This is a genomic window from Nocardia carnea (genome assembly GCF_029869215.1).
Lineage (GTDB): Bacteria > Actinomycetota > Actinomycetes > Mycobacteriales > Mycobacteriaceae > Nocardia > Nocardia carnea_B.
Window position 1 is genome coordinate 1 of sequence record NZ_JARWPM010000141.1, and the last position, 17830, is coordinate 17830.

Here is a 17830-nt window from a genome sequence, read left to right on the forward strand (position 1 = left end):
CACACCACCCCCACACACCCGGCCCGCACCCGCCGCCGCGGGCGAGGCGCCGAGCTGCGCCGCGGCGCCGCGGTACCGGGGCGAACCCGGTGTTCCCCCGACCGGCGTGGCCCGGGGAGCGCGCCCCGCTACCCGGGGCATCCGGTAGGAGTTCGGCGGAGCCTAGCGGCTGGTGAAGGGAAGCAGCGCCATCTCGCGGGCGTTCTTCACCGCGACGGCGACCTGCCGCTGCTGCTGCGGGGTCAGGCCGGTGACCCGGCGGCTGCGGATCTTGCCGCGATCGGAGATGAAGGTGCGCAGCAGGTTGACGTCTTTGTAGTCGACGGTCTCGATTCCCGCGGCGATCAGCGGGTTCTTCTTCGGCCGGCGGGCCTGCTCGGCGCGGACCTTCTTCGAGGGGCCTCGTTTGACTGCCATATGACCGGTTCCTTACTCACGAATCAGTGGGGTTACCAGCTCGATTTGTGCACACCGGGTAGTTCTCCCCGATGCGCCATCTCGCGTACGCGCACCCGCGAGAGGCCGAACTTCCGGAGATAGCCGCGTGGTCGCCCGTCTGCGGCGTCCCGATTGCGCAATCTTACCGGACTCGCGTTGCGCGGCAGGCGGCGCAGGGCGGCCTGGGCGGCCAGCCGTTCATCGTCCGGCGTGCTGGGTTTGCGGATGAGTTCTTTGAGCTCGGCGCGCCGATCCGCGTACCGCGCCACGACCTCCCGGCGCTGGGCGTCGCGGGCGATCTTCGATTTCTTCGCCATTACCGCTCCTCGCGGAAGTCGACGTGCCGGCGGACCACGGGGTCGTATTTCTTCAGGACCATCCGGTCGGGGTCGTTGCGGCGGTTCTTCCGGGTGACGTAGGTGAAACCGGTGCCCGCGGTCGAGCGGAGTTTGATCACCGGCCGGAGTTCGGTCGATTTCGATGCCATCGTGGCCTCCTCAGACGCGTTCGCCGCGGGCGCGGAGGCGGGCCACCACGGCCTCGATTCCGTCGCGGTCGATGGTTTTGATGCCCTTGGCCGAGACCGTCAGGGTGATCCGGCGGTCCTCGCTGGGCAGGTAGTAGGTCTTGCGCTGGATATTGGGGTTCCAGCGCCGGTTGGTGCGTTTATGTGAATGTGAGACGGATTTGCCGAACCCGGGCTTGCGGCCGGTGACCTGGCAGTGGGCCGACATGGCGGCTCCCTTCGACGGAGAACAGAGGCAACCGCCGTCCAACAATGATGACAATCGTTTTCGACAACGGTGAATCGACACTGTAGCGTGTGCGGCGTACTAATGAAAATCATTACCGAAAGGGTCGTGGTGTCCATCTCCGCACAAGCGCCGGCGGGCCGTCGCGACCGCCGCACTCCGGTCGTGGTGGTCGCCGGCCTGCACGGCGATCCGGCGGGTACCGCCGGTCTCGTCGCCGGTGCCCTCGGCGCGGCCGACGGCACCGTGGTCGTTCGCCACCATCTCGCCGAACTGCACCAGGGAATCGTGCGCCGTACGGTCGAGATCGCCGGGGTGACCTCCGAATCCGTGCACGAGCTCGCCCACGGCTGCGTGTCGTGCACGCTGAAGGCGGATCTGCTGCCACTGCTGTGCACGCTGGCCGCCCGCGATTCGGTGCATCGCATCGTCCTCGCCCTGGACCCCGCGTTCGAGGCGGAGGCGGTCTGCACGGGGATCGCGGAGATACCGGTCACCGGGATCGTCGGCCGGGTGGACGGCCCCGCCGCCCGTGATGTGCGCGTCGCCGCTGTGCTGACCGCGATCGACGTCCGCACCTGGCCGGCCGCCGCCACGGGCGACGAAACGCTCGAGGAACTCGGCTGGGCCTGGGCCGACGATGATCGGACGGTGGCCCAGTTGGCGGTAGGGCAGGTCGATTTCGCCGATGCGCTCGTGGTGGCGGGCGGCGCGGAGGTGGAGCCGATGGAACGCGCCCGGTTGACCGCCGTGCTCTCCCGCCTGGTGCCGTCGGCGCCGGTGCTCTGGCCCGAATCGGCCGATGCGATCACCCCGGGCGCGGTGGACGCGCTGCTGAGCCTGATCCCCCCGGATTCGCGTCGCGGCCGGAGCTTCGACGCGCACGCGCCGCTACTGCGTGGCCGGCCCCCGCTCGGACCGGAGCACGGCGTGGAGCTGGTGGAGTTCGCGGCGCGCCGGCCTTTCCATCCGGAGCGGCTGCACGCGGCGCTGGACCTGCTTTTCGACGGAGTGGTGACCGCCCGCGGACGGATCTGGCTGGCCACCCAGCCCGACGAAGTGGTCTGGCTGGAATCGGCCGGCGGCGGCCTGCGGATCGGGGGAGCGGGCCGGTGGCTGGCGGCGATGCCGGCGGCCGAACGCGCCACCGCCGACCCGGAGCGCCTGGCCATGGCGGGGTTGCGCTGGGACGAACAATTCGGCGACCGCGATATTTCCCTGGTGATTCTCGTGCACGATGCCGACCCGGACGAAATCCGGCAGGCATTGCACTGGGCACTGGTGGACGAGACCGAATTCTTGCAGGTCGCGCGAGCGCCGCAGGTGGTGGCGGAGTGGCCGGATCCGTTCGGCGAGTGGCACGCCGACCCCTGCGAACCGGAGGAGCCGCGCCCCGCCGCCGCGGCTGACGGGCGTGCTGTCGAGACGGGCGATCGAGCCCGGAAGGAGAAATGATGAAACCGGGAATCCACCCCGAGTACCGGCCGGTCGTCTTCGCGGACGCGAGTACCGGCACACAATTCCTGACCCGATCCACGGCCACCAGCGACCGGACGATCACCTGGGCGGACGGCAATACCTACCCGCTGATCACGGTGGACGTCACCGCGGATTCGCATCCCTTCTGGACGGGCGCGAACCGGCTGCTCGACACCCAGGGCCGGGTCGAGAAATTCGAGCGCAAGTACGGCAAGCGCGGCGCGCGGGCGCGGAAGGAGAACTGAGATGGCAGTCCCCAAAAGGCGTATGTCGCGGTCGAATACCCGCAGCCGGCGTGCGAATTGGAAGGCGAAGGCGCCCGATCTGGTCCCGGTTACCGTGGGCGGCGTCGTCCATCGTGTGCCGCGCCGGTTGGTAGCGGCGGTGCGCCGGGGCCTGGTGGACCCGAAACAGCTGTGATCTGTCATGCCCCCTGGATATGAATCCGCCCGGACGGCAGGGCCATCCGGGCGTTGTCCGGCCCGGATTCGGGCGCTCGGGCAAACTATCGGCTAGCGAGCTGCGGAGCTCGACCCGCATTTTTCTGCTTGCTGACCGATAGCCGACCCAGGGACTGCCGGATGCGGCAATTCCGTACTTCCACACTGTGGGGGCCGGAAAAACTTGCCGGCGGGCTGATTTCCGATGCCGTTCCGGTTATCCTCGTGCGTGAGGGCGGGTCTCCCAGCAATGGGAGACCCGCTCATCGCCACTTCTAGGGGGTTTCACCTCGGGATTCCGGCGGGTTTTCCCGGTGCACCGGTTCGCATTCCGCCCGCAGCGCCCGCGCGAGTTCGTCCACCTGCCGCACCAGTGCCAGGGTCAGGGCGGCCGGTAGCAGCAGCAGCGAGACCGGCCACGGCAACCGTACCCGGCCGGGATCGTCCGCCCGCGCCACGAGATCGGCGACCGTGGCCTCCATTTCACTGATCTCGACACGTAATTCGGACACTTCGGCCCGGAGCGCGTGGAGCTGCGCCCACAACTCCCGCAGTAGGGTGTCCTGATCCACGATCACGCCGGGGATACCCGCCGGATCAGCGGGCCGGTTCGGGCAGCGGCTGAGCCCGCTGCGCCAGGGCCGTGGTCGCGGACGGACGTGTCTTGTGCTCCGCGGCCGTGCCGGGGCCGGCCGGGCCGCCGTCGGACGGATCGCCGCTGCGCGGGCCCGTCGGTGTCACCGGATTCTTCGGTGCGGGCAGTTCGTCCCGGCGTTCCGGGGCTACCAGAACCGCGGTGATCGGGACGGCCAACGCGAGCAGGCCGATCACCAGCATCGGGAAGGCGTAGCCGAACAACTCCATGCCCTCGGCCGGCGTGGCTTCGGGGTCGATCCGGAACTCCAGGCTCGAGATACCGGAGAAGTAGAAGACCGCCACACCGGCGGCGAACATGAGGATCGACCCGACCCGGGCCGCCGGGAAGCGGAACCGCTGGAACAGCCAGACGCACAGCGAGGAGGCGACCACCGCAAACGCCAGTGCGACCAGGTACAGCCAGATCGTCACCGAAACCGAACCCTGGATATCGATCGAGGTCAGCTGGAGCCACAACATGATTCCGAAGCCCACTCCGATGGCCGCGGCGGCCGTGGCCATCCGCCGCACATCGAATTCGCGGCCCGCCAGCATCAGTCCGAGGAACACGGCGGCGACGGCGAACACCATGGAGAGCGTGAGGTCCGAGACGTCGTAGCGCAGGATCGTGCCCGGAATGGATACACCGAGCAGGGAGACAGTGCTGGCCAGCCAGACTCCCACCCCGCCGATGGCGACCGCGGCCGCGGCGATCCAGATCGGCCGGAACCGTACCGAACGGCGTCCGTTGATCGCGCACGCCAATCCGACGAACATGCCGACAGCGGAGACCAGAGCGGTCAGCAGGGTGAGCCAGTACCCCATGGTGAACAGTTCGACGGTCGCGACCGTCTCCGCGGCCAGCAGGTCAGCCATGCCGGGCGACTCCCTCGTACTCCTGTGCCTTCAAGCGGTTGATCGCGTATTCGGTGACGGCCGCCAGCGCCTGGCGCACCTCTTTGGCGTCCCGGGCGTCGATATCGACGATCGGGACCCCTTCGCGCACCGACAGCGCCTCTCGTAGTTCGGCCATGGCGAACCGGGGCGCGTTGGGAAAGCGGTTGACCGCGATGAGGAACGGTAGATTGCGTGCCTCGAAGAAATCCACGGCGGCGAAACTGTCCTCCAGCCGGCGGGTATCGATCAGTACCACCGCGCCGATGGCGCCGCGGATGAGATCGTCCCACATGAACCAGAACCGGCGCTGGCCGGGCGTTCCGAACAGATACAGGGTCAGGTTGCCGGGCAGGATGATTCGCCCGAAGTCCATGGCCACGGTGGTGGTCTGCTTGTCCGGCGTATCGTCGAGATTGTCGACACCGTCGGAGAAGCTGGTGACCATCGCCTCGGTACGCAGCGGCACGATCTCCGACACCGCGCCGACGAACGTGGTTTTCCCCGCGCCGAAACCACCGGCCACCACGATCTTGGTCGATGCGACGCGGGTGTCGGATTCCGGCGCGCCACCACCCTGAGTCTTGCTAAAGGGCTCGGAGTCCACGCAATGTCCTCTCCATCAGCGACCGGCGTTCGTCGTAGCTCGCCTGCTCGGTCAAAGTCGAATGCACTCGCAGGTTGCCGTCCACGACGAGATCGCCGATGACGACGCGGACCATACCGAGCGAACGATCGAGATGCGCGGCGATTTCGGCGACCGACAACTGGTGGGTTCCGAGCCGGAGTATCTCGGCCCGGATATCACCGGACGGCCAATCGAATTGTGCATGATAGGAGATGGTTTCGATAACCGCCTCCATCGGCAGATCGACCGCCGGTTGGGTGCGGCCCGCGGTGAGGGCATACGGGCGGACCCGCCCGGCCCGGCGCGGATTGTTCGGCTGCGGTTGCGGCCGGAATCGGTAAGTACCGGTGTTGTACTGCGGAGATGTGGGGCCACCCGGCTGCGCGCCGGGTCCGAAGTTGTGGGCGCCGGGCCCGTAGTCGGGCCCTCCGCTGTGGTAATCGGGCATGCCTTGGCCGAATTGGGACATGGTGCTCAGACGGTGGATCGGGCGGTCGCGCTGACCACTGAGCCGACCCGGTCGACCAGTAGTGCCATCTCGTAGCCGATGCGGCCGATATCGTGCTGTTTGTTCGCCAGTACGGCGATATGCGACCCGTTGCCGACACTCATCACCAGTAGGTAGCCGCGTTGCATCTCCACGATCGACTGCATGACCTTGCCGCCGTCGAACAGTTGGGCCGCGCCGGTGGACAGGCTGGCCAGACCCGCGGTTACCGCTGCCAGCTGTTCGGCGCGGTCGGCGGGCAGATGCGGGCTGACCGCCTGCAGCAGGCCGTCCGCGGAGACCAGGACGGCATGGGACACACCGGGAACGTCGCGGGTGAATCTGGCAACCAGCCAGTTCAGGTTCTCGTCCGTGCTGCTCTTCGGGGTGGTCATGCAAGCCCTCCGTCATTGTGCTGCGCGTCGGCCCGCCCACTGCGGACCCCGCTCAGATGTCTGGTCAGATTGCTCCGGATCTCCTCCGGATTCCGCGGGGCCTCGTCTTCGACGGGGGCGAGCCCACCGGGCACGAGCTGTGCGCCCGGCCGGCGGATCGGGAGCCCGTTCGCTGTTCTGGAGTCCGAACTGGGACGGGCCGCGTCCTCGGCGGCCAGCCAGCCGATATCGGCCGGGGTGGTCCAGTCCTGGCGTGGCTCGTCCTGGGTGGACGCCGGTTCGACCAGCCATTCCGACACCATGCGCTGGTAGATCGGAGTGGGTGTGGCGGTGCCGACCGGCTGTAGCCGCGTCGATGTTGTCGTGGCGGGTTCGTCGAGCCGCTGGTCGGGACGCCCGAACGGATCCTCGCGCGCCATCTCCGGGCGGCGGATCGGCAAACCCGACCGGGAGGTGAGCGATGCGGACTGTTCCGACGCCGGGCCGGTGAAGCCGCGATCGGCCGGCGCCGGGCTGTAGGTGCGGTCGGCCGACGCCGGGAACGATTTCGTTTTATAGGTTTCCGACCACAACCCGGTCGGGGTTTCCTCCCGTTCCGGTTCGGGGACCGGATCGAACGCGGAGAACGTCTCGCGCGACCCGTTGCCGTTGGACCAGCCGGAACCCGTACCGCTGCCGACCGCGCTGTCGCCGGCCGGGCGGCGTTGCGGCAGACCGGAGGGGGTCGCGCCGAAATCGGCGGTGACCGGCGCCGGAGCGGGGGTGAGCGGGCGGGCCGGTGGTTCGGGCCGGGTGGGCCAGGATGGTGCCGGCGGCGAACTGGGCACCGGCATCAGCTGCCGCGGCTGCGGCTGGGATTCGAGCTGTGGCGGCGCGGGCGGAGTGAGGGGAGGCAGCGAGAAGTCCGAGGTGAGGGTGTTGGGGTTGTCCGCACCGGTATCCGGGGAGACCAGCAGGCCGGGCAGATGCAGGCTGGCCGTGATCCCGGGTTGTTGCGCCATTGTCGAGGTCCGGCGCAGGCCGACCGTGATCTGGTGGCGTTTGGCCAGCCGGCCGACGACGAACAGGCCCATCCGGCGCGCGGTTTCGACATTGATCTCGCCGCCGGAGGCCAGCCGGGCATTGGCCGCCTGCAGATCCTCGGTGGCCATTCCGAGCCCGCGGTCGGTGATCTCGATGAGGTAGCCGCCGTCCACCGCGCGGGAAACTGTTACCGCCACCGGCGTATTGGGCGGGGAGTAGCGCAGGGCATTATCGATGACCTCGGCCAGCAGATGTTCGATATCGACGGCGGGCTCACCGGCCACGACACCGTCGGGTACGTGGCCGATCTCGACCCGCTGATAGTCCTCGACCTGGGAAACCGCACTCCACAGCATATCCGACAACGGCACCGGCTCGAGCTGGCCGCGGCGCAACGCGGTGCCGGCCAGGACGAGCAGGTTGTCACCGTTGCGCCGCATGCGGGTGGCGAGGTGATCGAGCCGGAACAGGTTCTGCAGGCGCCCGGGATCGTCCTCGTCGTGTTCGAGTTCCTCGATGATGCCCAGCTGCTGTTCGACCAGCGATTGGCTACGCCGGGACAGGGTTTCGAACATATTGCCGATCTGCACGCGCAACCGCGCCTGATCGGCGGCCAGATTGAGCGCCTGCTGGTGCATTTCGTCGACGGCCCGGGCGAGCTGGCCGATCTCCTCGGTGCCCTGCACACCGACGGGTTCGATCTCGGGTGTCTCGGCGCCGCCGCGCACCTGCTCGAGTTCCGCGGGCAGGCGCACATGGGCGACCTCCAGTGCGTCGCGGCGCAGCCGGCGCACCGGCACCACCAGGGTGCGGGCGACGGCGAGTGCCAGGGTCAGGCCGCCCAGCAGTGCGGCGATCAGCAGCGCGGTTTCCCGCAGGGCACTGTTCTGCGCGGAGACGGTGGCATGGTGCAGGGCACCGGCGATGGTGGCGGTGAGCTGATCGGTGGTGACGTCATAGGCCTGCGAACTGGTATCCAGCGAAGCGCGGGCGGCCGGATCGGTGAGTGCGCCCTGGGTGCCCTGGCTGAAGATCGCCAGCCGGGTCTGCACCGCGTCCAGCAGGGGGCGCATATTGCCCGCCACATCGGGCATGATCTGGCCGTATTGGTGGATCATGGTGAGCTCGGCGCCCCCGGAGGTGAGGACGCGGGCGCGCATCGCCGGATTGTCCTCGGCGTTGGGCGAACTGATCACCAGGCGCTGTGCGGTGAGCGAGCGGCGGGCGTTCTGGACGGCGCTCACCTGCAGGAAGTAGCGCTGAATCGACAGATCGTCGACCGTGGGCGACTGGGCCAGCGCGTTACCGATCCGGACAGCGATCTCATCGGCCTGGTCGCCGACCATCGCGGGCGATCCGGTGCCGATACCACTGCGCATTGTGCCACCGAGGGTGAGCGCCGAGGCGAGTTCCCGGGCGACCTCCGGGCGGATCCGGTTGGCATCCAGCGCGCGTTCCAGCACCTGATGGGCGGAGTCGAACCGTGCGAGCGCCGCGGTCGTCTGCGCTTGGGCGTCGGCGTTCTTACCGGCCGTCGCGCGCACCGCCAGATTTTCCGCGGCGGCGTTGTAGTCGACGAGGGGTTCGATGATGCGGGACTGCTCGGTCGCGGCTTCGAGCTGCTCGAGAGTGCGGAGCTCATTGTTGATCCGCAGTACCGCGAAGAGCGTCGCCAGGACCACCGGCAGCACCAAGACGATACCGACCTTGCGGGTGACCGACCAGTTGGACAGGCTGAATTGCCACGGTCGCGGGGTTTCCATCCGCCTCTGTCGCCTCCGCATCACGATCGACCTCTATTTTGGTGCGTGGCCGTTTCAGTTATGGTTGAATGCACACCGAACCGACCGGAGGTCTAGTTTTTACCGCTCGGAACATACCGTGCATGGTTGCGGTCGGCAATCGGGGCGTTCAGACGGTTATACCGCGAATAAAGCGGATGGGGAACGGGTTTCGTGACATATCACAGATCGGTATCCATGGGTCCGGTAATCGGATGAAACCCCTGGTCCTCCGGTTGCGGCGGACACGCGGCCGGCCCTCTCAGTAGCCTCTCAGTCGTCAGCGGCAAACTGGTGCAATGCGCATATTGGTGGTCGACGACGATCGTGCGGTGCGAGAGTCGCTGCGCCGATCACTGACCTTCAACGGCTACACGGTCGATCTGGCGGTGGACGGTATCGATGCACTCGAGAAAGCGACCGCCGAACGGCCCGACGCGCTGATACTCGATGTCATGATGCCCAGGCTGGACGGGCTGGAAGTATGCCGGCGGCTCCGCAGCACCGGCGACGATCTGCCGATCCTGGTACTGACGGCGCGTGATTCGGTCTCCGAACGGGTGGCCGGCCTGGACGCCGGCGCCGACGACTACCTGCCCAAACCGTTCGCCCTCGAAGAACTGCTCGCCCGGCTGCGCGCGCTGCTCCGCCGTCGCGCACCCGATATCGGCGAGGTTTCCGAGACGATGCGGTTCGCCGACCTCTCCCTGGATCCCGTCACCCGCGAGGTCGCCCGCGGTAGCCGTTCCATCTCGCTCACCCGGACCGAGTTCTCCCTGCTGGAAATGCTGATGGCCAATCCGCGCCGGGTGCTGACCCGCGGCCGGATCCTCGAGGAGGTGTGGGGATACGACTTCCCGACCTCCGGTAACGCGCTGGAGGTCTATATCGGCTATCTGCGCCGGAAAACGGAGGCCGACGGCGAACCCCGGCTCATCCATACCGTCCGGGGCGTCGGCTACGTGCTGCGCGAAACGCCTCCGTAAGCGCGGATATGGCACGAACTCCCCGCTCGGCGGCGAAGAAACATACGGTCGCAACGCTCGGCCGGCCCTGGCCGGACGAACCGGCGCCCATGCGCCCGCCGACCCCGCTGACCCGTACCGTCTCGCTGCGCTGGCGGGTCACCCTGCTGGCCGCCTCGCTGGTGGCGATCTTTGTGGCGATCACCTCGATCGCCGCGTACGCGATGGTCGCCCGCGCGCTCTACGGTCAGGTCGACGCGCAATTGCATGCGCGCGCGGCCACCATGATCAGCGGCGATATCGACAATATGGCCTTCCAGTCGCTCGGGGTCGCGACGCTGTTCTCCAACGATATCGGTGTTGCGCTGATCTACCCGGTGCCGCCGTCGGAGGCGGAGAAACCGGCGAGTATTCCCGTCTACCTGCCGCCGCAGCCCACCACGCCACCCATCGGCACCGAGGAGGTCGCGGTGGCGCAGGGGAAACGGGAGTCGTCGCTGCGCACGTACAACAGTCAGCGCGTGCTCGCCGAGCGTATGGATTCGGGGGTCACACTGGTGATCTCGCAGCGTCTGGAACCCACCCGCGAGGTGCTGGACCGGTTGGCGTGGTTGCTGTTCGCCGTCGGTGCCTGCGGCGTGGTGCTCGCGGCCGGTGCGGGAACGACGGTCGGCCGCACCGGGTTGCGCCCGATCGCGCGGCTCACCGCGGCCACCGAGCGGATCGCCCGCACCGACGACCTGACCCCCATCCCGGTGACCGGTGACGACGAACTCGCTCGGCTGACCGAGAGTTTCAACACCATGCTCCGCGCCCTCGCCGAATCCCGGGACCGGCAGCGGCGGCTGGTGGCCGACGCCGGCCACGAACTGCGCACCCCGCTCACCTCGCTGCGCACCAATATGGAGCTGCTGATCGCCTCCAGCCGTCCCGACGCACCGGCCATTCCGGAGGAGGATATGGCCGAATTGCGCTCGGATGTGATGGGGCAGATCGAGGAACTGTCCAATCTGGTCGGCGATCTGGTGGATCTGGCCCGCGAGGACGCGCCGGAAACGGTGTACGAGCGGGTCGATCTCGGCGAGGTCACCGAACGCGCGCTGGAACGGGTCCGGCGCCGCGGTGCCGTCGCCTTCGCCGCCGAACTACGGCCCTGGTTCGTCTACGGTCACGAGGCGGCACTGGAACGCGCGATTCTCAATGTGCTCGACAATGCGGCGAAATGGAGCCCGCCCGGCGAACCGGTCCGCGTGCGGATGGCCGAAACCGGCCGCGGGCTGCTCGAATTATCGGTCGACGATGCCGGCCCGGGAATTCCCCCGGCCGAGCGGGAACTGGTTTTCGAGCGGTTCTACCGGACCACCGCGTCACGCTCCATGCCCGGTTCGGGCCTGGGCCTGGCAATTGTGAAACAGGTTGTCACCAAACACGGCGGCACCATTGCGATCGATACCTCCGAGCGCGGCGGCGCCCGTATCCGGATAGTCCTGCCCGGCGAAACCCAGTAACCGGCCGGGCGCGAGGCACCGGACGTGACGCGAATTCACACAACGATCTCAGTCGGCTCTCAGTCGTGGTCTGCACTCTGGACAGCAAATATGAGCAGAATAGAGAGACTATGACCGAGGATTTCACCAATCGGCCGGACCGGCCGCACGAAGGATCGGTGCCGCCCTCGAACGACCGTCCCCAGCCGGGTACGGCGCCGGGACCCGGACCGGAGGGTGGTCCGCCGCCCGGGGGGCAGCGGGGTGGCGCGCACTATCCGGGCGGGCAGACTGTCCCGGGCGGGCAGCCCGGTGATACGGCCGCTTATCCCGCCCAGGGGTACCCGTACGGGGCGCTGCCGAGTGGCCCGCCGCCGGGCGATACCGGGCAGTTCTTCGCGGCGGGTCCGCCGCCCGCGCCGCGCCGGAGTTCGCTGCGGACCGGGCTGGTGGCGGGTGCCGTTGCGCTCGCGCTGGTCAGTGGCGGGATCGGCGGTGTGGTGGGCGCCCTGGTCACCGATTCCGGCGGCGGCCCGGCGGTGACGAACGCACTGGACGCGCCGGCGCCGGTGATCGAGGACGCGGCGAACGCGCCCGCGGGATCGGTGCAGGCGGTCGCGCAGGAGGTCACCCCGGCCGTGGTGATGATCGAGGTCGCGAGTAATCGGGGACAAGGGGAGGGATCCGGGGTGGTGCTCTCCTCGGACGGGCTGATCCTGACCAACAACCATGTCGCGGCCGGTGGCGGCGCGAACGGCGAGATGCGGGTGACCTTCGCCGACGGAAGTACCGCCGCGGCGACACTGGTGGGTGCCGATCCGGTCTCGGATCTGGCGGTGATCCAGGCGCGCGGCAAAACCGATCTGAAGCCGATCGAACTGGGTAGTTCGGCCGGCCTGCAGGTGGGCCAGCCGGTGGTGGCCATCGGCTCGCCGCTGGGCCTGGCCGGGACCGTGACCACCGGGATCGTCTCGGCGCTCAACCGGCCGGTATCCACCACCGGCGAGGGCGGCAGCGATCCGACCGTGCCGAATCCGGTGATCGATGCGATCCAGACCGATGCGGCGATCAACCCCGGCAACTCCGGTGGCGCGCTGGTCGACAGCCAGGGCCGGCTGATCGGTATCAATACCGCCATCGCCAGCCTCGGTTCCTCGGGCGCGGCCGGTCAGCAGAGCGGTTCGATCGGGCTGGGGTTCGCCATTCCGGTCGATCAGGCCCGGCGGGTCGCCGATGAGCTGATCAAAACCGGCCACGCCACGTACGCTCAGATCGGGATGACGGTGCAGCGCGACGAATCCGTACACGGGGCGCGGATTCTGGATGTCACCCCGAACGGCCCGGCGGCGCAGGCCGGGATCCCGGCGGGATCGATCGTGACGAAGCTCGACGATCGGACGATCGATTCCGGTGACGCCCTGGTGGCCGCGGTGCGGTCGAAACAACCCGGGGACAAGGTTTCGGTGACGTATACGAACGCGCAGGGCGGTGGTTCCGAGACGGTCGAGGTGACTCTCGCCGCCGCAGCGGTGGAAGGAGCAAGGTGATGCAGTTGGTGACCGGGGGCGGCCACGCGGGGACCGATATCGGCGCTACGGTGAGCGGTATGGAAATCGATGCTCCTGTGGCGGGGCGTGCACTGGTGGTGGTCGTCGACGATCGAACGGCGCACGGCGGTGAGGATTCGCTGGGGCCGTTGGTCACCGAACTGCTCACCGAGGCGGGGTTCCTGGTCGATGCGTCCGTATCGGTGGAGGCCGATGAGGTCGCGATCCGCAATGCCCTGAACACCGCGGTGATCGGCGGCGTGGATCTGGTGATCTCCGTCGGTGGCACGGGGATGTCGCCGCGTGATGTGACGCCCGAGGCGACGGCCGAGGTGCTCGACCGCGACCTGCCCGGGATCAGTGAGGCCCTGCGGGCCTCCGGCCGGGTGGCGGGTTCGCTGGACGCCGGGCTGTCCCGTGGGCTGGCCGGTATCTCCGGTAGCACCCTGGTGGTGAACCTCCCGGGTACCCGGGCCGCCGTCCGCGACGGTATGGCGACGCTGGGTCCGCTGGCGAGTCGCGTCGTCGGCGAGCTCTCCGGGCTACTGGAGTGAGCCGGAGCGCGGGATATGAGTGAGGGCGAGACCCCCGAGGTCCCCCGCCGGGCAGGGCGCCGGGCGGGGGACCGCGCGCGTGTGGACCGGATTTTCGGCGAGGTGCTGCCGAGCATCACCCGCGACGAACGGGATGACGGCGCGACGCCCGAACGCGGCGGCGACGACTGGTGGCGATCCCAGGTCCCGCCGCATCACGGCGATACCGGCTGAGCCGGGAAAGTGTTGGCGCGGAACGTTTTTCCGTTTAATACGGCATGAATGTGCTATCTCGAGGGGATAACGGGGTGGATTTCCGGGCGAATTGTCCATAGTTGAGTTCGGCGAGATTCCGGTAAGGGCGGCGGGGCGGCGGTATTGCCCGCGGGTGCCGGCCGGTGGTGCTGATTCTTTTACGGGATTTTTCCGTTCCGATGTGCTCGTTCGGCGCTTCTGGTACGGCTGCACCGTGCACGTGCACGGTCCGCTATACGTTGATGTGAAATGGATCACATCAACGTATAGCGAAAAGAAGCTTTGTCCAATCTGTTACCGACCGTTTAATCTCGGTGCGTCGGCCGCCGCAAAGGCAGCTCGGCGGGGTCGAGTGAGGTGTCCCCGCCGGTCGTATTCGCGTGCATTGTCGGTTTTGGGCGTTGCACCGAAATAACAACTGGTCACCTGTAGGTAACAAACGAGCGAAACACTGGTCGGAGCCGGAGAGCGGTGTATCCGAGCTCGGAAGGCCTGCTGTTTGTCCGAATGATGAGGGGAAATATGAGCGAGAACCGCACCGACGGTGTACGTAAAGGCGCCAGGATCGCGGGTATCGGTGCCGCGTCCGCTGTCGCCGTTGGCCTCCTGTCGGTGGGCGCTGCCAACGCCGATACGTTCGTGCCGCTACCGGATGGCCAGAAGGCCGGCCCGGGCGTCACCATCACCCGTACCGGCGAGCACGCCGTAATTTCGCCCTCGATGGCCGCCAACGGCGCGGGCCGGGTCGTCTGGGTTTCCGGTAACGCGGCCGCCGATGTCACCGTGACCCCCGAGGGAGAGGTGGGGCCGAACAACGGCCCGACCGGTGCGGACGGCACCAACAACTCCTCGACCCATGGCGCTTCGCAGCTGAACACCGGCTATATCGTCGGCTGCCAGGTGAGCATCGCCGACGATGCGATCGGCCTCGGTGGTTCCCTCGGCATCGATACCAGCAGCCTCGGCGTGAGCGGCTCGGTCGGCCTCGAGGTCGGTCCGGGCGAGGTCAAGTGGGTGCAGATCGATTACAAGGACATCCCCAAGCCCGGCCGGTACTCCGTCGAGTACCAGGACGTCGAGATGGAGATCCAGGGTTGCGCGGGTTACGCGCAGGCGCGGTCGTACACGGTGGTCGAGATCATCGGCGACCACTACTCGAAGACGACCCTGTACGGCCAGCCGTTCAGCATCGGCTGAACCGGCGGAACCGTCCACGTCGTATCGGAACGAACCTCCCCTCGCGTCATTCGCGAGCTTTCCCCTCGAAGGGTCCAACCATGATCAACCGCAAGAAAGTGGCCCGCCTTGCCGGCGTCGGTGCCGCTGCCACCATCGCCATGGGTCTGTTCTCCACCGGAGCCGCCAATGCCGATACCTTCGTCCCGCTGCCCGGCGGCGAGCTGGTCAAGACACTGTCCGACGGCACGGTGGTGACCGTGCGAATGGTGGGCGAATCCGCCACCATCAGCCCGTCCATGGGTTCCACCCCGGTGCACCGCAACGCCTGGGTCTCCGGTAGTGCTCAGGTCGAGATCTCCGGCGGCGAGGATGTGGGCGGCAAGATCTACCCCGGCTACGTCGTGGGTTGCCAGGTCAACATCGCCGGTGGCGGTGCCGAGGCCGGCGCCAGCGCCGAGGTCGATTCGGAAGGCGCGGTCAGCCCGAGCGCCGAAACCGGCGGCAACCTCACCATCGGCCCCGGCCAGGCCAAGTCGTTCTACGTCCTCGATATCGAGAAGCCGGACGACTACGGCAACGAGGACCACTCCACCAACAACGGCTTCGACGGCAACAGTGGTTCGGTCACCTGGTCCGACCAGACCATCGGCCTGAACGGCTGCGGCGGCTACGCCCAGGCACGGTCGTTCATCAGCGTCGAGGTGGAAACCGAGCAGGTGATCAGCTACGTCACCCTGTGGGGTCAGCCGTTCAGCCTCGGCTGACGAAGTTCAAACTGCCATACTGGCACGGATACAGGCCCGCCGCAGCCGCGGCGGGCCTGTCTCTTGCACCGGCATTCCGGGATATCCGGTGTTAGGGTTGCGTTTCCCCAGCACCCGTCACCTTCTGGTTACCTGGGAATCACCCTGACGACACACCGAGTCGGCGGCACGGTAGCCAAGTGTTCACCGGGTGTGTGGTTTCGGGTTCATCTAGTGGCTACAGCAGTAACCCAAGCTCTATGGAGCCTGTTCTTGGGCCGCCCCGACGTCGATCGCTGCGATGTCGGGTGTCGCTGTAAACCTTGATGAGGGGAAATATGAGCAAGAACCGCACCACCGGTCTGCGCTACGGCGCGCGCGCCCTGGGCGTGGGCGCCGTCGCTGCTGTGGCCATGGGTCTGTTCTCCACCGGTGCCGCCAACGCGGACACCTTCGTACCGCTGCCGGACGGTGAGAAACTGGGCCCCGGTGTCAAGATCACCCGTACCCACGAGAGCGCCCTGATCTCGCCCTCGATGGCGGCCAACGGTGCGGGACGTACCGTGTGGGTTTCGGGTAATGCCACCGCCGACGTCTCGGTCACGCCCGAGGGCGAGGCCGGTCCGAACAACGGCCCGACCGGCGAGGACGGCACCAACAACTCGTCCACCCACGGTGCCTCGCAGATCAACACCGGCTATATCGTCGGCTGCCAGGTGAGCATCGCCGACGACGCGATCGGCCTCGGCGGCTCGCTGGGCATCGATACCAGCAGCATCGGCGTGAGCGGCTCGATCGGCCTCGAGGTCGGCCCGGGCGAGGTCAAATGGGTGCAGATCGATTTCAAGGACATCGAGAAGCCCGGCGTCTACTCCGTCGAGTACCAGGATGTCGAGATGGAGATCCAGGGCTGCGCCGGCTACGCGCAGGCCCGCGCCTACACCGTGGTCGAGATCATCGGCGACCACTACTCGAAGACCACCCTCTACGGGCAGCCGTTCAGCATCGGCTGACGCGCTGACACCGGTCGAATTCACCCCACCAAACTCTCGCTGTAGCGAATTCAACCCCAGAGGGGCATATACACATGTTCACCCGTAAGAATCTGGCGCGCCTGGCCGGCGTCGGTGCGGCCGCCTCGGTCGCGCTGGGCCTGTTCTCCACCGGCGCCGCCAATGCCGACACCTTCATCCCGCTGCCCGGCGGCGAAATCGTCAAGACCCTCTCCGACGGGACCGTGGTGACGGTTCGTATGGTCGGCGAGTCCGCCACCATCAGCCCGTCCATGGGTTCCACCCCGGTGCACCGCAACGCGTGGGCCTCCGGTAGTGCCCAGGTCGAGATCTCCGGCGGCGGCGAAGACGTGGGCGGCAAGATCTACCCCGGCTATGTTGTGGGCTGCCAGGTCAACATCGACGGCGGTGGCGCCGAGGCCGGTGCCGAAGCCGAGATCGACGGCGAATCCGGCGAGGTCAGCCCCAGCGGTGAGGTCGGCGGCGAGCTGACCCTGGGCCCCGGCCAGGCCGACGCCTTCTACGTCCTCGATATCGAGAAGCCGGACGACTACGGCAACGAGGACCACTCGACCAACAACAAGTTCGAGGGCAACAGCGGTTCGGTCACCTGGTCCGACACCACCATCGGCCTGAACGGCTGCGGCGGCTACGCCCAGGCGCGGTCCTTCGTGAAGGTCAAGGTCGAAACCGACAACGTCATGTCCGTCGTGACGCTGTGGGGCCAGCCGTTCAGCCTCGGCTGATAGATACCCCTCGTCCGGCCGGGCCACCCGCTCCGGCCGGCATCGGATACCCGAAGGGGCCCGTCGCGCACCACGCGGCGGGCCCCTTTCGGATGTCAATGGAAGATCACCGTGAGCGCGCTGCTCAGTGAGGCCGCGGCGACGGCTGCCGCGCGGCGCGCGTCCAGGGCGAGAAGTACCACTCGTTCGGACCGGCCCGCGGTGGATTCGCCGGGCGTTCCGGAGACCAGGACCACCGCGGCGTCGGTGGCCAGGGTCGCGGCCCGGGACGGGTCGGTGGTGTCGGCGGGGGCCCCAAACACCCCGGCGCCGGCGCGCAGGGTCTCGGGGATAGCGGGTTAGGCCGGGGCGCGCGGGCCCCACCGGGCGGGCGGGGGGCGCGGGGGGGGGGAGGGCCCCCCCCCGCCGG

The 17830-nt window shown here is 67.9% G+C and carries 23 protein-coding genes; 12 read left to right on the forward strand and 11 right to left on the reverse strand.

Going from position 1 to position 17830, the window contains the following annotated elements; genetic code table 11:
• Window positions 1-162 precede the first annotated feature (162 nt).
• Genes rpsR through rpmB form a run of 4 tightly spaced genes read right to left on the reverse strand, consistent with a single transcriptional unit; the run spans window position 163 to window position 1172 of the window.
• On the reverse strand, window positions 163-417 hold the full coding sequence (rpsR, locus tag QH276_RS09255) for a 30S ribosomal protein S18 (RefSeq protein ID WP_030522354.1): 255 nt from the start codon (window positions 415-417) through the stop codon (window positions 163-165).
• A 32-nt stretch (window positions 418-449) separates the two neighbouring features.
• On the reverse strand, window positions 450-755 hold the full coding sequence (rpsN, locus tag QH276_RS09260; protein WP_280398196.1) for a 30S ribosomal protein S14: 306 nt from the start codon (window positions 753-755) through the stop codon (window positions 450-452).
• Window positions 755-925 (reverse strand): 50S ribosomal protein L33, encoded by a 171-nt coding sequence (gene rpmG / locus QH276_RS09265; protein ID WP_280398195.1) that lies wholly within the window; start codon window positions 923-925, stop codon window positions 755-757. The genes rpsN and rpmG overlap by 1 nt, the downstream gene beginning before the upstream one ends.
• A gap of 10 nt (window positions 926-935) precedes the next feature.
• The gene (gene rpmB / locus QH276_RS09270; RefSeq protein ID WP_280398194.1) at window positions 936-1172 is read right to left on the reverse strand and encodes a 50S ribosomal protein L28; all 237 of its coding nucleotides are present in this window, start codon (window positions 1170-1172) and stop codon (window positions 936-938) included.
• Window positions 1173-1274: 102 nt separating this feature from the next.
• On the opposite strand from rpmB, the gene mrf reads away from it, so the two are divergent.
• The 3 genes from mrf to rpmF are packed head-to-tail and all read left to right on the forward strand — an operon-like array spanning window position 1275 to window position 3089.
• Complete coding sequence (gene mrf / locus QH276_RS09275) at window positions 1275-2645, forward strand: ribosome hibernation factor-recruiting GTPase MRF (protein ID WP_280398193.1); 1371 nt, start codon at window positions 1275-1277, stop codon at window positions 2643-2645.
• On the forward strand, window positions 2645-2914 hold the full coding sequence (locus tag QH276_RS09280; RefSeq protein ID WP_280398199.1) for a type B 50S ribosomal protein L31: 270 nt from the start codon (window positions 2645-2647) through the stop codon (window positions 2912-2914). The genes mrf and QH276_RS09280 overlap by 1 nt, the downstream gene beginning before the upstream one ends.
• Window position 2915: 1 nt before the next feature.
• Complete coding sequence (rpmF, locus tag QH276_RS09285) at window positions 2916-3089, forward strand: 50S ribosomal protein L32 (RefSeq protein WP_280398192.1); 174 nt, start codon at window positions 2916-2918, stop codon at window positions 3087-3089.
• A gap of 295 nt (window positions 3090-3384) precedes the next feature.
• Here rpmF and QH276_RS09290 read toward each other — a convergent pair whose 3' ends face one another.
• The 6 genes from QH276_RS09290 to QH276_RS09315 all read right to left on the reverse strand — a co-directional run bounded on the left by QH276_RS09290 (window position 3385) and on the right by QH276_RS09315 (window position 8935).
• The gene (locus tag QH276_RS09290; protein WP_280398191.1) at window positions 3385-3681 is read right to left on the reverse strand and encodes a hypothetical protein; all 297 of its coding nucleotides are present in this window, start codon (window positions 3679-3681) and stop codon (window positions 3385-3387) included.
• 25 nt (window positions 3682-3706) lie between these two features.
• Complete coding sequence (locus QH276_RS09295) at window positions 3707-4621, reverse strand: MHYT domain-containing protein (RefSeq protein ID WP_280398190.1); 915 nt, start codon at window positions 4619-4621, stop codon at window positions 3707-3709.
• Window positions 4614-5246, reverse strand: coding sequence for a GTP-binding protein (locus QH276_RS09300; protein ID WP_432278594.1), 633 nt, complete (start codon window positions 5244-5246; stop codon window positions 4614-4616). The genes QH276_RS09295 and QH276_RS09300 overlap by 8 nt, the downstream gene beginning before the upstream one ends.
• Window positions 5227-5508: a DUF742 domain-containing protein gene (locus QH276_RS09305; RefSeq protein WP_280398197.1), complete on the reverse strand. Its 282-nt coding sequence runs from the start codon at window positions 5506-5508 to the stop codon at window positions 5227-5229. The genes QH276_RS09300 and QH276_RS09305 overlap by 20 nt, the downstream gene beginning before the upstream one ends.
• 233 nt (window positions 5509-5741) lie before the next feature.
• Window positions 5742-6149 (reverse strand): roadblock/LC7 domain-containing protein, encoded by a 408-nt coding sequence (locus QH276_RS09310; protein WP_280396775.1) that lies wholly within the window; start codon window positions 6147-6149, stop codon window positions 5742-5744.
• Window positions 6146-8935 (reverse strand): ATP-binding protein, encoded by a 2790-nt coding sequence (locus tag QH276_RS09315; RefSeq protein WP_280396776.1) that lies wholly within the window; start codon window positions 8933-8935, stop codon window positions 6146-6148. The genes QH276_RS09310 and QH276_RS09315 overlap by 4 nt, the downstream gene beginning before the upstream one ends.
• Before the next feature lie 317 nt (window positions 8936-9252).
• On the opposite strand from QH276_RS09315, the gene QH276_RS09320 reads away from it, so the two are divergent.
• The 9 genes from QH276_RS09320 (at window position 9253) to QH276_RS09360 (ending at window position 17421) form a co-directional block, all read left to right on the forward strand.
• A complete protein-coding gene (locus QH276_RS09320) occupies window positions 9253-9939 on the forward strand; it encodes a response regulator transcription factor (protein WP_280396777.1) in 687 nt (228 codons plus the stop codon).
• An 8-nt stretch (window positions 9940-9947) separates the two neighbouring features.
• Entirely contained in the window at window positions 9948-11426 is a 1479-nt protein-coding gene (locus tag QH276_RS09325) for an ATP-binding protein (protein ID WP_432278544.1), read from the forward strand.
• A 110-nt stretch (window positions 11427-11536) separates the two neighbouring features.
• Entirely contained in the window at window positions 11537-12952 is a 1416-nt protein-coding gene (locus QH276_RS09330; protein ID WP_280396778.1) for a S1C family serine protease, read from the forward strand.
• Window positions 12952-13506 (forward strand): MogA/MoaB family molybdenum cofactor biosynthesis protein, encoded by a 555-nt coding sequence (locus QH276_RS09335; protein ID WP_280396779.1) that lies wholly within the window; start codon window positions 12952-12954, stop codon window positions 13504-13506. Before QH276_RS09330 ends, QH276_RS09335 begins: the two co-directional genes overlap by 1 nt.
• A gap of 15 nt (window positions 13507-13521) precedes the next feature.
• Window positions 13522-13719: a hypothetical protein gene (locus tag QH276_RS09340; protein WP_280396780.1), complete on the forward strand. Its 198-nt coding sequence runs from the start codon at window positions 13522-13524 to the stop codon at window positions 13717-13719.
• Between the two features lie 543 nt (window positions 13720-14262).
• Window positions 14263-14937, forward strand: coding sequence for an MspA family porin (locus QH276_RS09345; protein WP_280396781.1), 675 nt, complete (start codon window positions 14263-14265; stop codon window positions 14935-14937).
• Between the two features lie 80 nt (window positions 14938-15017).
• On the forward strand, window positions 15018-15683 hold the full coding sequence (locus tag QH276_RS09350; protein ID WP_280396782.1) for an MspA family porin: 666 nt from the start codon (window positions 15018-15020) through the stop codon (window positions 15681-15683).
• 317 nt (window positions 15684-16000) lie between these two features.
• The gene (locus tag QH276_RS09355; protein WP_280396783.1) at window positions 16001-16675 is read left to right on the forward strand and encodes an MspA family porin; all 675 of its coding nucleotides are present in this window, start codon (window positions 16001-16003) and stop codon (window positions 16673-16675) included.
• Window positions 16676-16749: 74 nt separating this feature from the next.
• The gene (locus QH276_RS09360; RefSeq protein WP_280396784.1) at window positions 16750-17421 is read left to right on the forward strand and encodes an MspA family porin; all 672 of its coding nucleotides are present in this window, start codon (window positions 16750-16752) and stop codon (window positions 17419-17421) included.
• A 95-nt stretch (window positions 17422-17516) separates the two neighbouring features.
• On the opposite strand, the gene QH276_RS09365 is transcribed toward QH276_RS09360, so the two are convergent.
• Entirely contained in the window at window positions 17517-17723 is a 207-nt protein-coding gene (locus tag QH276_RS09365; RefSeq protein ID WP_432278786.1) for a hypothetical protein, read from the reverse strand.
• Window positions 17724-17830 lie beyond the last annotated feature (107 nt).

Bases quoted from the DNA above. Each gene is read 5' to 3' on its own strand.
- rpsR (WP_030522354.1), bottom strand. From the start codon at position 417: ATGGCAGTCAAACGAGGCCCCTCGAAGAAGGTCCGCGCCGAGCAGGCC.
- rpsN (WP_280398196.1), bottom strand. From the start codon at position 755: ATGGCGAAGAAATCGAAGATCGCCCGCGACGCCCAGCGCCGGGAGGTC.
- rpmG (WP_280398195.1), bottom strand. From the start codon at position 925: ATGGCATCGAAATCGACCGAACTCCGGCCGGTGATCAAACTCCGCTCG.
- rpmB (WP_280398194.1), bottom strand. From the start codon at position 1,172: ATGTCGGCCCACTGCCAGGTCACCGGCCGCAAGCCCGGGTTCGGCAAA.
- mrf (WP_280398193.1), top strand. From the start codon at position 1,275: ATGAAAATCATTACCGAAAGGGTCGTGGTGTCCATCTCCGCACAAGCG.
- QH276_RS09280 (WP_280398199.1), top strand. From the start codon at position 2,645: ATGAAACCGGGAATCCACCCCGAGTACCGGCCGGTCGTCTTCGCGGAC.
- rpmF (WP_280398192.1), top strand. From the start codon at position 2,916: ATGGCAGTCCCCAAAAGGCGTATGTCGCGGTCGAATACCCGCAGCCGG.
- QH276_RS09295 (WP_280398190.1), bottom strand. From the start codon at position 4,621: ATGGCTGACCTGCTGGCCGCGGAGACGGTCGCGACCGTCGAACTGTTC.
- QH276_RS09310 (WP_280396775.1), bottom strand. From the start codon at position 6,149: ATGACCACCCCGAAGAGCAGCACGGACGAGAACCTGAACTGGCTGGTT.
- QH276_RS09315 (WP_280396776.1), bottom strand. From the start codon at position 8,935: ATGGAAACCCCGCGACCGTGGCAATTCAGCCTGTCCAACTGGTCGGTC.
- QH276_RS09320 (WP_280396777.1), top strand. From the start codon at position 9,253: ATGCGCATATTGGTGGTCGACGACGATCGTGCGGTGCGAGAGTCGCTG.
- QH276_RS09325 (WP_432278544.1), top strand. From the start codon at position 9,948: ATGGCACGAACTCCCCGCTCGGCGGCGAAGAAACATACGGTCGCAACG.
- QH276_RS09330 (WP_280396778.1), top strand. From the start codon at position 11,537: ATGACCGAGGATTTCACCAATCGGCCGGACCGGCCGCACGAAGGATCG.
- QH276_RS09335 (WP_280396779.1), top strand. From the start codon at position 12,952: ATGCAGTTGGTGACCGGGGGCGGCCACGCGGGGACCGATATCGGCGCT.
- QH276_RS09340 (WP_280396780.1), top strand. From the start codon at position 13,522: ATGAGTGAGGGCGAGACCCCCGAGGTCCCCCGCCGGGCAGGGCGCCGG.
- QH276_RS09345 (WP_280396781.1), top strand. From the start codon at position 14,263: ATGAGCGAGAACCGCACCGACGGTGTACGTAAAGGCGCCAGGATCGCG.
- QH276_RS09350 (WP_280396782.1), top strand. From the start codon at position 15,018: ATGATCAACCGCAAGAAAGTGGCCCGCCTTGCCGGCGTCGGTGCCGCT.
- QH276_RS09355 (WP_280396783.1), top strand. From the start codon at position 16,001: ATGAGCAAGAACCGCACCACCGGTCTGCGCTACGGCGCGCGCGCCCTG.
- QH276_RS09360 (WP_280396784.1), top strand. From the start codon at position 16,750: ATGTTCACCCGTAAGAATCTGGCGCGCCTGGCCGGCGTCGGTGCGGCC.